General features: G+C 60.4%; 12 protein-coding genes. 2 read left to right on the forward strand and 10 right to left on the reverse strand.

Annotated elements, in window-relative coordinates; genetic code table 11:
• Nucleotides 1-264 precede the first annotated feature (264 nt).
• On the forward strand, nucleotides 265-1449 hold the full coding sequence (locus Q0D41_RS08955; protein WP_294378168.1) for an IS110 family transposase: 1185 nt from the start codon (nucleotides 265-267) through the stop codon (nucleotides 1447-1449).
• 507 nt (nucleotides 1450-1956) lie between these two features.
• On the opposite strand, the gene Q0D41_RS08960 is transcribed toward Q0D41_RS08955, so the two are convergent.
• From Q0D41_RS08960 to Q0D41_RS08980, 5 genes are all read right to left on the reverse strand, one after another.
• Nucleotides 1957-2367 (reverse strand): DUF5004 domain-containing protein, encoded by a 411-nt coding sequence (locus tag Q0D41_RS08960; RefSeq protein WP_294378171.1) that lies wholly within the window; start codon nucleotides 2365-2367, stop codon nucleotides 1957-1959.
• Between the two features lie 38 nt (nucleotides 2368-2405).
• Nucleotides 2406-3140: a DUF4428 domain-containing protein gene (locus tag Q0D41_RS08965; protein ID WP_114614801.1), complete on the reverse strand. Its 735-nt coding sequence runs from the start codon at nucleotides 3138-3140 to the stop codon at nucleotides 2406-2408.
• A 235-nt stretch (nucleotides 3141-3375) separates the two neighbouring features.
• Nucleotides 3376-4011 carry a response regulator transcription factor gene (locus tag Q0D41_RS08970; RefSeq protein ID WP_114614800.1) on the reverse strand — a complete coding sequence of 212 codons (636 nt, stop codon included), beginning with the start codon at nucleotides 4009-4011 and terminating at the stop codon, nucleotides 3376-3378.
• Entirely contained in the window at nucleotides 4008-5489 is a 1482-nt protein-coding gene (locus Q0D41_RS08975; protein ID WP_294378178.1) for a hypothetical protein, read from the reverse strand. The genes Q0D41_RS08970 and Q0D41_RS08975 overlap by 4 nt, the downstream gene beginning before the upstream one ends.
• Nucleotides 5489-7243, reverse strand: coding sequence for a hypothetical protein (locus tag Q0D41_RS08980; RefSeq protein WP_294378181.1), 1755 nt, complete (start codon nucleotides 7241-7243; stop codon nucleotides 5489-5491). Before Q0D41_RS08980 ends, Q0D41_RS08975 begins: the two co-directional genes overlap by 1 nt.
• Nucleotides 7244-7454: 211 nt before the next feature.
• Here Q0D41_RS08980 and Q0D41_RS08985 point away from each other — a divergent pair, with 211 nt between their 5' ends.
• Nucleotides 7455-8774 carry an SPFH domain-containing protein gene (locus Q0D41_RS08985; protein WP_294378183.1) on the forward strand — a complete coding sequence of 440 codons (1320 nt, stop codon included), beginning with the start codon at nucleotides 7455-7457 and terminating at the stop codon, nucleotides 8772-8774.
• A 239-nt stretch (nucleotides 8775-9013) separates the two neighbouring features.
• Here the strand turns inward: Q0D41_RS08985 and efp are convergent, their stop codons facing one another.
• The 5 genes from efp to Q0D41_RS09010 all read right to left on the reverse strand — a co-directional run bounded on the left by efp (nucleotide 9014) and on the right by Q0D41_RS09010 (nucleotide 13419).
• Entirely contained in the window at nucleotides 9014-9577 is a 564-nt protein-coding gene (gene efp / locus Q0D41_RS08990) for an elongation factor P (RefSeq protein WP_294378191.1), read from the reverse strand.
• 28 nt (nucleotides 9578-9605) lie between these two features.
• Complete coding sequence (locus tag Q0D41_RS08995) at nucleotides 9606-10736, reverse strand: Xaa-Pro peptidase family protein (protein ID WP_294378194.1); 1131 nt, start codon at nucleotides 10734-10736, stop codon at nucleotides 9606-9608.
• Between the two features lie 26 nt (nucleotides 10737-10762).
• The gene (locus Q0D41_RS09000; RefSeq protein ID WP_294378196.1) at nucleotides 10763-11638 is read right to left on the reverse strand and encodes a shikimate kinase; all 876 of its coding nucleotides are present in this window, start codon (nucleotides 11636-11638) and stop codon (nucleotides 10763-10765) included.
• A gap of 5 nt (nucleotides 11639-11643) precedes the next feature.
• Nucleotides 11644-12780 (reverse strand): chorismate synthase, encoded by a 1137-nt coding sequence (aroC, locus tag Q0D41_RS09005; protein WP_294378199.1) that lies wholly within the window; start codon nucleotides 12778-12780, stop codon nucleotides 11644-11646.
• 144 nt (nucleotides 12781-12924) lie between these two features.
• Nucleotides 12925-13419, reverse strand: coding sequence for a YqeG family HAD IIIA-type phosphatase (locus Q0D41_RS09010; protein WP_294378204.1), 495 nt, complete (start codon nucleotides 13417-13419; stop codon nucleotides 12925-12927).
• Between the last annotated feature and the right edge of the window lie 95 nt (nucleotides 13420-13514).

Here is a 13514-nt window from a genome sequence, read left to right on the forward strand (position 1 = left end):
GAACTCCTATCTTTTAGTTGTTGCATTTGGGAGCCGAATATCGAATGCTTTCAGATGCAATGCAGACTCTGGCGGGCAGGGATGCCGTCATGGGAGATGGGGCGCCGGGCGCGACCCCGCAAAGGAGAATGGCATCCTGCCCCGTTCGGGCAAGGCCGCGGATTAGCTGGATGAGGGGCGATGGGCCACCTCGGATCTCTTTTGGGAGGTTGCGGTCCCGGGCGTTTCGGGCAGGCCCCGCCGCATCGCAGAAGGAGGTCGCGAATGATCTACGCGGGTGTGGACATCGCCAAGATGGACCACGTCATAGGGGCGGTCGACGAGCGCGGGGCGGAGATGTGCCGCCCGATGCCGTTCAAGAACACCGAGGCCGGGCTCGAGAGGGCCGTCGCGTGGCTCGAGGGCCTGGCGGAGTCGCCGTCCGACGTCGTCGTGGGCATGGAGGCCACCGGCCACTACTGGATGGCCTGCTACTCGTTCCTCGTCGCGCGGGGCTATTCCGTCGCCGTGATAAACCCCATGCAGGTCAAGGCGGTGCGCAGGCTCAAGGGGCTCGACAAGGTCAAGAACGACCGCGTCGACGCCGGGCTCATAGCCGAGGCGCTGCGCATAGGCCGGTACGACGAGACCAGGCTCGCCACCGACGAGGTGGCGTCGCTGAGGTCGCTGTCGCGCTACCTGCAGTCGCTGCGCGGCATGGTCGCGGAGCTCAAGACCCAGTGCGTGTGCCTGATGGACGCGCACTTCCCCGAGTACGCCGGGATGTTCTCGGACATGTTCGGGGCCGGCAGCCGCGCGGTGCTGTCCAAGTCCCCGCTGCCCTTCGAGCTGGCGCGAAGGCGCGCCGACTCGCTCGCCCGCGACATCGCCGAGGCGTCCAGGCGCCCCGGCAGGTCGGCCGGCTACGCCGCCGAGATCAAGGCCGCGGCCAAGCCGTCGATCGGCGTGAGGCTCGGCCAGGAGGCCGCGTCGTTCCAGGTCAAGTCCCTGATAAGGCAGATCGAGTTCGCCGACTCCGAGTGCGCCAAGGTCGAGGCGAGGGTGAGGGAGCTGCTCGACGAGGTCGAGCCGCTCGTGCTCACGATACCCGGGGTGTCCTACGTCACGGGCGCCCAGATAGTCTCCGAGATAGGCGACGTGTCGCGCTTCCGAAACGCGCCCGCCCTGGTGAGCTACGCCGGGCTGAACTCGTCGGTGAGCCAGTCGGGCAAGTTCGACAGCGGCGGCGGCCCCATAACCAAGCACGGCTCGCCGTACCTTCGCCGCGCTTTGTGGCTGGCGGCCAACCGCGCCAGGCAGTACGACCCGGGGCTGCGCGCCTTCTACGACAAGAAGCGCGCCGAGGGCAAGCCCCACCGCGTGGCCGTCACGGCCGTGGCGAGGAAGCTGTGCCACATCGTGTTCGCGGTGATGCGCGACCAGGTCCCGTACGACCCGGAGAGGGAATAGGGCGACCCATGCAAAAGGCATCGCAGGCGGCCTCGCCGCCCGCTTCGCCATGCCCGAAAGCATTCGATATTCGGTTCTCAAGCTGCAACGTTCCAACAAATCAAAAGGTCTTAGAATCTATGGCTTAGCCCTTGACTTCATATAGCTGGTCTCCTTTCTCGTTTCGAGAACAGAGTCGCGCAAAACGTCCCTTTCCATCACTCCCCATTGGCCCAAAATAGACCCCCAACATGACCCACTCGACTCAAAGTCACTCCGTAGCCAGCAGCGAATCCGCACCCACCAAAAGTGAGCCCGCACGCCGCAGGGATGCGCGCAGGCAACTCACCTCGAACGTGATGATGTGATGAGAAATGCCAAAGAGGATCCTGAATTAGCCGTACGCGAAACGCCAAAGACGCGACTTGCGATGGCGGCGTTATGGGCCCAAGCAAAAACGAAAGGGCTCGCGGTCCAATCGGCCACAAGCCCCTTCGATTCGATATTCAATTGGCGTTGCGCAATCGGCTATTTGCCCGCATCAGCCTCGGCGCGTGTGAAGGACATGGAGTCGCCGCCCGCTTCAAGCGTAATGGTGTCGTCGGCAAGCTTGCCGGTCGTGGTGTCGCCTTCGATGGTTACATCAAGCTCAGTCGCGCTCTTCGGCTCCCAAGAAACATCCATGGCCTCGTCGAACATGACGAGCGAACCGGTGCCGTCCTCATTGAGCGTAAGGGTCACCGCCATACCGAAGGCCTCCATGAGCGCGATGTCGTCTTCGCTCATCGCCTCGCCGTTTTCAGTCATGCCGGAAAGTTTCCAATCGCCCGTGAAGTTCTTGGTGTAATCGGCGCCATCACCGCCACCGCAGCCAACAAGGCCCAGGCACAGCGCGAATACGGCGGCAATTACGATTGCGATTTTCGTGGTACGTTTCATTGTTCCACTTCCTTTCTTGGGTTCCTCCCCTTTTTGACTTATGCACCCATGGCGCCGCCGCAGTATTCGCAGCGCCCAGAAGCATCCGGCGTGGTGGTGGCTCCGCAGAAGGGGCACGTGCGTGCAACCTTGGGAGCCGAAGCGGCAGCGGCAGCTTCACGCGTGGTTTCGCGAAGCTCGGTAAGCGCGGCTCGAATCTCGTTCGCCTGGCGCTCGGCCTCGCGATATTCGACCGAATTGCGCTCCTCGATGCGCGACCCGTTCACCTTGAACGTGATGCTGTCGTAATACGGCACATTCACGTGGATGGTGAGATACATGTCGTAATCGATGTCGTAGCGCGGCGGATCGTAATCGTGCTCTTCGCCGTCGGAGTCTTTCCAATGCAGCTCGGTGCGTGACTCGCGAATCTCGGTATCGCAGCCGGTGACCTGCGAAAAATCGAGCACGTCGGGGTTCGCCTCGCGCCAGCGAGAGCTGCGCGTCACGATGAAACGGCCGGCATCCTCGTCGAGGATCACCTTCATGTCGTTGCCAAGCGTGCGCGTGGGGTTGAACTGCGCAACGCGCTGCTGGTTGGCCTCGCGCCAGTCGAGCTGCTCGCGAATCTGATCGACCGTAGAGCGGCGGCGATCAGAAAACCACGGCGAAAGCTTCGACGCGCATTCCTTGCAAAGGTTGCCGTCTTCAAGCTTCTTGTTGCCCAAAAGGCCAATCTCGCCGCCGCAGATGTCGCAGTTCTTCTTCTCGAACATCTTTCCGAAAAGTCCCATCGGAAGCCTCCCATCACTCGTGTTGGCAGATTCAATGTCGTTCTTTCTGATTTCATGATGCCCCGCATCGCACGCAGAAAGAAGTGCCCCGCGGCCCAAGGAAGGCGGCGGGGCATGGACGTTTGTCTCTAAGGTTGGGTCAATTATGCGATGGACGCGCGCCCACTTCGGCACATTGCGGAACCGAACGCGAAGAACACGCAGTTGAACAGGGATTTCTCAAGTGCCGTGGCGGCTATTCCCCATTGGCGCCCTTCGTCATGCTCGGAACGATGAGGCCCGTCGATACGGCATGCACCGCAAGGCGCAAGATGTTGTCGTATCCGGTTTTGGCGAGAATCTCGGAAATATGGCGCTTCACGGTTCCCTCGCTCAAATACAACTCAGTGGCAATTTCCTTGCGCGTCTTCGTTTCGCACACCAAACGCAAAATCGCAAGCTCGGTATCGGTGAGCTGCGCCGCGTCGGAGAAAATGCTTTGCTGCGCCAAGGGAAAGGTGGAATACCCCTCGACCGTTGAGCGAATGATGCCCAAAAGCTCGGTGGTACCTACATTTTTATAGACGAAGCTGTCAACGCCCGCCGTGCGCGCCTGCTCAACGAACGTGATTTCGGGCATGCCCGTCATGATCACGACTTTCACCTCGGGGTGCGCTTCCTTGATCTTGCGCGCCGCGACGATGCCGCTCGAATCGTTTTCGGTACACACGTCGAGCAGCGCGCACGTCGCGCCGCTGCGCTCAAGGGCTTCGAGGGCTTCGGCGGCGTCACCCAGCGAAGCGACCACCTCCATATCGCTTTGCGTATTTATGGTGCACGCGAGCGAATCGCGCAGCATGGCTTGGTCCTCGACAATCATGAGTCTAATCATGACAACTCCTTCTCGTAGACGGCGCGAACGCTTGGCGCATGCGCGCTTTCGGGGCGCTCCAGATGAACCTCGATAGTAAACGGATTGTTTGAGGAAACATCGAATGTGCCGCCAATGGCTTCCGCCGCGCGGCGCATGCCGGGAATGCCGCAACCCATGCGCAAATTCGCCGGCGCGGGCATGCCGTCGTTCACGACGCGCAACAACGTCACATTGCCAATGCGGGATATATTCACGTCCACATGCTTTGCCTGAGCATGCTTCGCCGCGTTGGTAGCAGCCTCTCGCACGATATTCACGAAAACGCTCGCAGCGTCATCGTCTTCCGGCAACGAGCCCTTCACGCATACTTCAATGCCGATGAGCGCGAAGGCGCCCACGATGGAATCGAGCTGCGATGCGCGGTCGGGCGTTTCCGGTTCAGACAAATCGTCGACGATGCTGCCAGCGAGGCGCTTTACCTCGCCCAACGCTTCAGGCGTGGGATTTTCCGCCTCAAGGAAGCGATGTAAAATAGAGAGCCTCTGGCCAATGGTATCGTGCACGCGTGCCTTCATGCGAACGATGGCCTCGTCCTGGGCGACGCTTTGCACATGCGCAAGCGATTCGCGCAGCTCGTCGTTCGCCATTCGAAGCAGGCCATTCGCCTCTTCAAGTTCCCTATTCAAGGCCTCCTCACCCGTCACGTCGACAGCAACCAAGCGGCGGCACCTCACACCACGTAAGCTCACCTCGTCGCGCATGAACAGGCATGTTTTATCCGGCGAGACCTCGAGCCGAATGCCCTCGGGCAGCACCTTGCCGCCTTTTTCGCGCGCCATATTGCCAAGGTTGACCCACAAGCCACTCGTCTCGGAAAGGTCGGTAGCGAAGCCGAGCGAAGCCAAATCGGCTCGCATGGCATCGTTCATGTACTGGATGCGGCCATTTCTGTTCGCCCACACCAAACCTTCAGGCAAATTATCAAGCGCGCCGATGAGCGAAAGCTGCGTGATCGACTCGGATGCATGGCGAATATCGAGCACGAGGCCGGCACTCGTTCGGAAAAGGAAAAACGCGGCGTCGAGAATGAAGAGGTACACGCAATTGTCGCCCAAAAGGGAAATGATGGGCGGCGTGCACAACGCGATGAGAACGATCTCGAACGTCATGACGGGCCTGCGCTTCGCAATCGCGAGCACCAAACCGAACGCGGCTATCGCGAGATTCGCCCAAAGAAGCACATCGAGCGGAAACACGTACGGGCGAAACTGCGCCAGCAGAACGACGAACCCTCGCGAAGCCGAATTCGCCGTGCAGCAGGCGAGCACGAGATGCACGACGATTAGCATCTCGTAGGCGAAAATCACCCCAGCAGGCGACACTTCACGCCGCGTAGCGATAAACAATGCATGCACCGCCTGTGTGCAAGCGGCAAGGAAAAACACCGACAGGAGCGCGAGCAGCACAACGAGGGGCATATGCGAAAGAACGCCCATTATTTGCCCCCTTTCGCCGGAAGGGGCACATATGCGACAAGCGACGCCGACGAAGGATCGGTCTCGATGGAATATTCAACCCTATGCTTTTCGAGGCTGGCACGCAGCTCGTCAAAGGTGGCAGCCATGCGCTCGCTTTCGGCATCGCTCGAGTCGAGCATTGCGCGCAGCTGAACGCGCCGCTCATCTTGCTGGACGAACAGCATGAGCACGGCATCGCTGGCCGCGTTCGCGACGGTCGCGAAATCATACAGGCAATCATAAAGCACGCTTACCACCGAAGCCGGCAGCGGCGTATTGGTTTGCACGAGCGCCGCGCATTCAACGCCAATCGAGCGCAGGTCTGCCGCTGTTTCGTTGAACACAAGCTGCAATCGTTCGCGATTGAATTCGGGGTCGCTTTTCTCGGCAAGAACGAGCGCGCCTTTGCGTTTGCAGTAGGCGACGAGCAGCTTCACCTCAACGAGCATCTCGCGACGACGCGCAATGGAATCTGGGTCGTTGGAATCGGGCAAGCCGTCAAGCAGCATCTGGATGCGGCGCGTTTTGCCTTCGAGGGACTTTTCGATTTCGACGAACAGCTCGCGCTCGCTGCGCAATCGCCACATCTCGTGCTGCACCTCGGTCTCGCGCTCAAGCACGGCATTGCTGCGCCGCAAGCGCTCCTGCGTTGCGGCAAGCGCCTCGCGGCGCTCATCGATTGCCGCGACGTCTTCGGCCAAAACGGCACGGCCGCCGCTCACGGGGTAAACCTTGAACAACGTATGCGGCGCCCCTGTCGTGCGAAACGCCCACGACTCGCTGAGCCCCTTATCCGCCGTTTTCAGGATGTCCGCCGCAGCTTGGGGCATAGGCTGCGCCATTTCGGTTTCAAAAACCGTATCGCCATTTGCCTCGAGCACCTTCAAATCGAACGGCAGTTTGGAAAACGCCTGGGTATACCAAGCATACGACGGGAAGAATCCCAGATCGAGCGTGAGTTCTATGGCCGCCATAGCCAAAATGCAATAGGAAAGAGCAACGTTCGACGTGAGCGTCGCCACGTGTCGAAGGGTAAACATTACACCGTAAACAATGCCTACGCCCACGATAACGCCAATGGGGAAAAGCATGCTGCGAAGGCTTCTGCGCGCAGAAAGGAACAGCGTGGCGAAGAATATTACGAACAGGGTGATATACCAGGCCACGAGCACGTAATAACCAAACGCGTAGCGATAATTGCCTCCCCAATCGGGATCGGCGAAATCGAAGGCGAACACGAGATGATGCACGTTGTTCGTAAGCACGACGAACACGGCAAACATCGAAATCGCCACGATAATGCGCCGCGCATAACGCGCCCAGGCAACGTCGTCGAGCGAGGCGGCGCGCATCGCGCACAGCACGCACAACGTCGGAATCGCCGTCATGGGAATGTAGTAGCAATACCACAGCAGGGCGGTAGCCACATCGCCGCGAATGGGATATTTCAGCAACACGTCGAGCATCCAGAACGCGACAAGGGCCGCGATGCCCACGAGCCAGCGGCGGATTTTCGCATCGGAGCATCGAACGTACATCGAAAAGCCCCACGCCGCAGAAAGGGGGCCAAGCGCGATCATGTAGCCAGCGGTGGCCGAGGGGCCCCTCGTCGGGCCTGACGGGGTCGGCCGCCCAAGCGAATCGAACTCGAGCAGCGCAACGATCGCACACGCAAAAACGCACGCAACCACGCCCGCGATAACGAGCACCTTCCGCTTCGATATGTTGGCCATGCGCAGCATAGCTTCAGTATAAACGCTCGCGCTTTTTCGTTTTGGGTCGACTGGCTCATGTTGCCCTCGCGATTTGGGCCGACTGGGCATATCGTGGCGCGGCGTTTTGAGAGATTCTTCAGGCATAACGAGACGCAGCGCGCAGGGTGCCCCATCACGCACGCACACGCGCGAAACGCTTCGGTTTCCCGACCTCGAGAAAGGAAGAACCATGGGTTTGTTGAAAGCCGGCATTGGCGCCGCAGGCGGCGTGCTCGCCGATTCGTGGCGTGAGTATTTCTACTGCGACGCGCTTGACGCCAACACGTTGGTGGCGAAGGGCCAGAAGCGCACGAGCGACAAGGGCCGCAGCTCGAACACGCGAGGCGAAAGCAACATCATTTCCGACGGTTCGATCATCGCGGTCAACGAAGGCCAATTCATGATCATCGTCGAGCAGGGCGCGATCGTCGAAGCCTGCGGAGAGGCGGGCGAATTCGTGTTCGACAAATCGACCGAACCGAGCCTGTTCTTCGGCGAGGCGAGCCTCGGCGATAGGCTCATGGCATCGTTTGAGCGCGTGGGCACCCGCTTCACGTTCGGCGGCGACACGGGCAAAGACCAGCGCGTATACTTCTTCAACACGAAGGAAATCATGGGCAACAAGTACGGCACCGCCTCGCCCGTGCCCTTCCGCGTCGTCGATAACAACATCGGCTTAGACGTCGACATTTCGGTTCGCTGCAACGGCGAATACTCGTACAAGATCGTCGACCCGCTCATGTTCTACAAGAACGTGTGCGGCAACGTCGAGGAGCCTTACACGCGCGACAAAATCGACTCGCAGCTGAAGAGCGAGCTGCTCACGGCGCTGCAGCCCGCATTCGCGAAGATTTCGGCCATGGGCGTGCGCTATTCCGCGGTGCCCGCGCACACCACCGATGTGGCGAAGGCCCTCAACGAGGTGCTTTCCCAGGAATGGACCGACCTGCGCGGCATTCAGGTCGCGTCGTTCGGCGTGAATTCCATTGCCGCGTCGCCCGAAGACGAAGCGATGATCAAAGAGCTGCAGAAGGCCGCGGTTATGCGCGATCCCAGCATGGCGGCCGCGAACCTGGCAGCATCGCAGGCCGATGCGATGCGCATGGCTGCGAGCAATGAAAACGGAGCCATGATGGGCTTCATGGGCATGGGCATGGCGAACGCCGTGGGCGGCATGAACCCGCAGGGCCTCTATGGCATGGGCGCGGGCAATGTGCCCCCGCAGAACCAGTATGCGACCGCGCCTGGCGGTGGGTTCGCCCAGCCTCAAGCGCAGGCACCCGGCGCCGCGATGGGCGTCGGCGCCACTCCCGCGCCGGCACCTGCTCCTGCCCCCGCCCCTGCGCCCGCAGGCGATACGTGGACGTGTTCGTGCGGCGCCCAGAACACCGGCAAGTTCTGCGGCAATTGCGGCTCGCCGAAGCCCGCGCCAGCCGGCCCCTGGACATGCTCATGCGGCATGCAGAACACCGGCAACTTCTGCGGAAACTGCGGCTCCAAGCGACCGTAGCGCACTCAACGGCCGCGACCCTGCTTAGGTCGCGGCCGTTTTCGTTTGAAGCTTTCCGCCAGAACGATAAAAGAAGGCTCGCAACCCAACGGCTGCGAGCCTTCTTTATGCGAATCGAAAAAAGCACTTCGCCCAGCACGCGAGCGACGATTGAGGGCCAAACCTGCCGTCAGCTTGCCATGGGGCGTCAAGCGCCTCAAATGAAAAAGGCGCCGTTCGTCAGAACGGCGCCTTTCCTGCTACATGCGCTTGATGAAGCGGCCGTCGCGCGTGTCGATCTGAAGCACGTCGCCGACCTCAACAAACATGGGAACCTTCACCTCGGCGCCCGTTTCGAGCGTCGCGGGCTTGGTGGAACCCTGAACGGTGTCGCCCTTGAAGCCAGGCTCGGTTTCGGTGACTTCGAGCTCAACGAACATCTTGGGCTCGACGCCAAGCAGCTCGCCATCGGCATACTCGAGCGTGGCGGTGTCGTTTTCCTTGAGCCACTGAGCGGTGTCGCCCACATGGTCGGCGGCCAGGGAAATCTGGTCGAAGCTCACGGGATCCATGAAGTAGAAATCGGAACCGTCGTTGTAGAGATACTGCATTTCGCGCTGCTCAAGACGAACGGTGTCGAACTTCACGCCGGAGTTGACGGTGTCGGAAAGCACGCGACCGGTTTTGATGTCGCGCATCTTCATGCGAACGAACGCGCCGCCCTTGCCAGGCTTAACATGCTGGAATTCGGTGATGATGCACATTTTGCCGTTATAGACGATGCACATGCCGTTCTTGAAATCGGCAGTAGAAACAGTTGCCATCGAGAATCCTTCCTTTTTAATGAAACTATCAGATTATAACCAGTTCATGCGTCGATTTAGTGAAGACTTCAAAACCATCTTCGGTGACGACGCCGAAATCTTCCAAGCGACAGCCGATTTCGCCAGGCAAATACACGCCAGGCTCAACCGTGACGACATTGCCAACCTCGAGCGGGGCTTCGTTGCGCGGCGAAAGCACGGGGAGCTCATGAATATCGATGCCCACGCCATGGCCCAAACCGTGACCCATCTTGCCCGCGAAGCCATTATGGGCGAGCACGTCTTCGGCCAAATGATGCATGGCCGCACCCGTACGGCCCGGGCGAATCATGGCCTCCACGGCTTCGTTCGCTTCGCGCACGGCGGCGAACACCTCGCGCGCGAGCGGCGTGGCCTCGCCAATGCACACGGTGCGCGTCATGTCGGAGCAATAGCCGCCCTTGCGAGCGCCGAAATCCATGACCACCATGTCGCCCGCTTGCAAGCGACGCTCGCCCGCAATGCTATGCGGGGCGGCGCCATTCGGGCCGCTCGCAACGATGGAATCGAACGCCAAGCCCTCGGCGCCGAGGCGGCGCATGGTTTCCTCGAGCTCGCGCTTCACCTCGAGCTCGGTCATGCCTTCGCCCATGAACTCAACGATGTGCTCGAACGCCGCATCGGTGATAGCCTGGGCGGCGCGCATGGCCGAAAGCTCGCGCTCGTCTTTCACGGCGCGCATCTTCTTCACGAAACCATCGGTCTCAACGAAGCGGGGCTTCCACTTCGCTTCGCTGAACGCTCGTTCGAGCTCGCGGAATTCGCGCAGCTCAATTGCGTCCTCAACGCCCATGGCGCATACGTTTTCGCCCTCGGGCGTGCCCGCTGCCGCATGGAATGCCGCGAACTGCCTCGCAACCCATGAAGCATGGGCACCGCCGCATGCGTCAACGACCCACGGCGTATGCTGCGATGCGCGATCGCACGCATCGGCATAGCGGGAATCGGTATGCACGAAAGCTTTCTTCGGCGTCACGAACGCCAAATGAGCCGGCTCGTCGTCGAAGACGCCTTCGAATTCGGTGAGCCACTGCACATTGGAAATATCGCGGCAATAAAAATCGTCGATGCCGCATGCCGACATGTTCTCGCGCATGCGTTCAAGCCTTGAGTTCGCCATTTTGGGGCTTTCTCCCTTTCTTGATTTTAATTGGCGGGCGGCGTCGCGCCGCGCTGGCCGTTTTGCCGATTATTCGAGGCGCGCGTCTTGCCTCGCCCTCGGCTTCCTCGCCTACGACGGTGCTTGGACGCGCCGGAGCCATTCTGCTTCTTGTCGGCCTTTTCTGCCGCGCCTTGCCCGCTCGCGGACGCATGCGCAACGTGCCTCCTTGACGAGGCTGCACTTTCCCTGGAGGCACTCGCAGCCTTTTGGCCCTTGTGCGAAGCATTCGAGCGCTCCGCCGCCGAACGCGGCCTTCCACTCTTCGAATGCCGATGTTTTTTACGGCGCTTAAGCGAGTCGGCCTCGATTTTCTTCGCGACGGAATCTTCGGAATCAGGCGCATAGACGCCCGCACGTGCGAGCACCTTTGCCACAAAGCCCGCAACCGAACCCGTGGAACGGCCCTGCACATTGATCTTCGCGCGCGCAACCTCCTCGTAAAGAGGCTTGCGCTGCTCCCAAAGGCCCTCGATGTCGCAATCGTGCGCAAGCAGAGGACGCGTGCTCAGATTATGGATGCGCCCCAAGGAAGTCGCTTCGCTCGATTCGAGCATCACGGCAAACCCGCGGCGCTTCAAAAGCTCTCGACTCTTGTCGAAAGCGACGATGCCTTCGCCGCACGAGATAAGGGAAGGCCCCATATTCGCGCATTCGACGAGGGCTTCGTATTCGAGTTCACGCAGCGCATCTTCGCCGAGCTCGCCAAACAGCTCCGCCGCCGACTTGCCGTGCTTGCGTTCAAGGAAGGCGTCCACATCGACGCAGGCCACGCCCATATCGCGCGCCATGCGGCGGGCAACCGTGGTTTTGCCCACGCCCATGAAGCCCACCAGGAAGACATTTTTCTTCAACGTACCCACAAACGTCACCGAGCCGCGAGTCTCAAACGGCGCATATAGGCGTCATACGACGAATGGATATCGGACATCGCCACTCCGCCGAAGCGTTCTTGATACGCGCTCGCCAACGCGAACGCGATTTCCGCCTCGATCGCCACCGCAACGCCGCCCACCAAGCAGGGCGAATACGCGGCGGAAAAGCTTTCAGCATCGGAAAGCGTCTCAAGGTCGATGCTCTTCTGGGGTGCGCGAAGAGAGGCGCTCGGAGCTACGCCCACGCGCATGACGACAGACGTTCCCGTAGTGAGACCGCCTTCGATGCCTCCCGACATGTTCGTGGTATGTGCGAAGCCGTGCGCGCCAAGCACAGCCGAATCGTATACGGCAGAACCGCGGCGGCGCATCATGTCGCGCGCCGAGCCGAACGACACGCTTACCACGTCGCGCGCAGAAAAAGCCGCCTTCGACAGGCATGCCATCATGCCGCCGCCGCGATACGACCCCAAAGCGGGAGCGATGCCGTGTATCACCACGGCGACCTCGCCGCCGAGCGTGTCGCCCGCCGCGCGCGCCGCAGCGATTTCTTCTTCCATAGCTCGAGAAGCTTGCGCCGATGGGCAGCGAACGGGAGAAGATTCGATTTCGAGAGGGGTATAGCGCAGAGTCTCAAAATCGATTGGCTGCTCGCGCATGGCGGCTGCGCCAATGCGCGTGACGTAGGATTGGATTTCAACGCCGAATTCGGCCAGAAATTCACGCGCCACCGCCGATGCGGCAACAAGGGCAGCATGCGCGCGCACCGAAGAGCCCTCGGCGATGGCACGGCAATCATTGGCGTCGGTCGCCAAAAGGCCTGCCAAATCGGCCGAACCAGGGCGCGGAACAGCGGCCTGGCCAGGAGCTTCGTCTTCAAGAGATGCACGATATGCCGCGTTGTCAACAACGAGCGATAAAGGCGAACCCGTCGTGCGGCCATCCGCCGAAACGCCCGAAAGAATCGCCGCGCAATCGACCTCGCGCTGCTCGCCGCACGAGCAGCCGTGCGACCACCGGTCCAAATCGGCTTGGATCGAAGCAGCCTGAAGGCGCAGGCCGGCCGGAACGTCGTCAACAATGGCAACCAAGCTTGCGCCACGCAACTCCCCTGCGGTCATGTACTTCATGGTTGCTCCCAACGTGCAACGTATCTCATCTTTCGCAAAAGATTCTAGCACGTGACGGAGAGACGCTTTAGCGCAGCAGAATTTGGCGCGAAAACATCGCGCATATGGCAAAAAAATGGCCACTTTGCGGCGGCCGTCGATGCGCTATTTCTCTGGATGAACGTTCTTCATGAACAGCGCTTCCACGTGGCGCAAAAGCAACGTGTGCTTCAAATCGACTGAAACGAGCGGCTCGACCATATACACCGGCATACGCATAAAATGCCCGCCCCACACATCGGTTATAAGCTGATCACCAATGCACAAGGTCTCACGGCGACGCGCACCCATTTTACGCAGCGCGAGGGCATACGCAAACGGCAACGGCTTGATCGCGTGAGACACGATAGGCAGCTCCAAACGCTGCGCCCATTCATGCGCGCCATGGTGCCAATTGTTGGTGAGGATGCACACGCGAACGCCCGCGGCCGAAAGCGCCTTGAGCCACGCTCGAATATCGTCGGGAACCTGATGGGTATCACGCGGCAGAAGCGTGTTATCCAGATCGATGAGCACGCATTTCACGCCACGGGACACGATGTCGTGTTCGATATCGATTTGCGTCACGCGCGTAAAGAATCTGTCAGGAGTAAACGGCATTGAATCCCCTCGTCAATCCATAAGCGGCGAAAAGCCGAACGCACATTTGGCGTCCACCATACCAGAAAAGGCGGCTGCGAGCGCTCGGGCCGACT

This window comes from uncultured Slackia sp., from assembly GCF_934630525.1.
Lineage (GTDB): Bacteria > Actinomycetota > Coriobacteriia > Coriobacteriales > Eggerthellaceae > Slackia.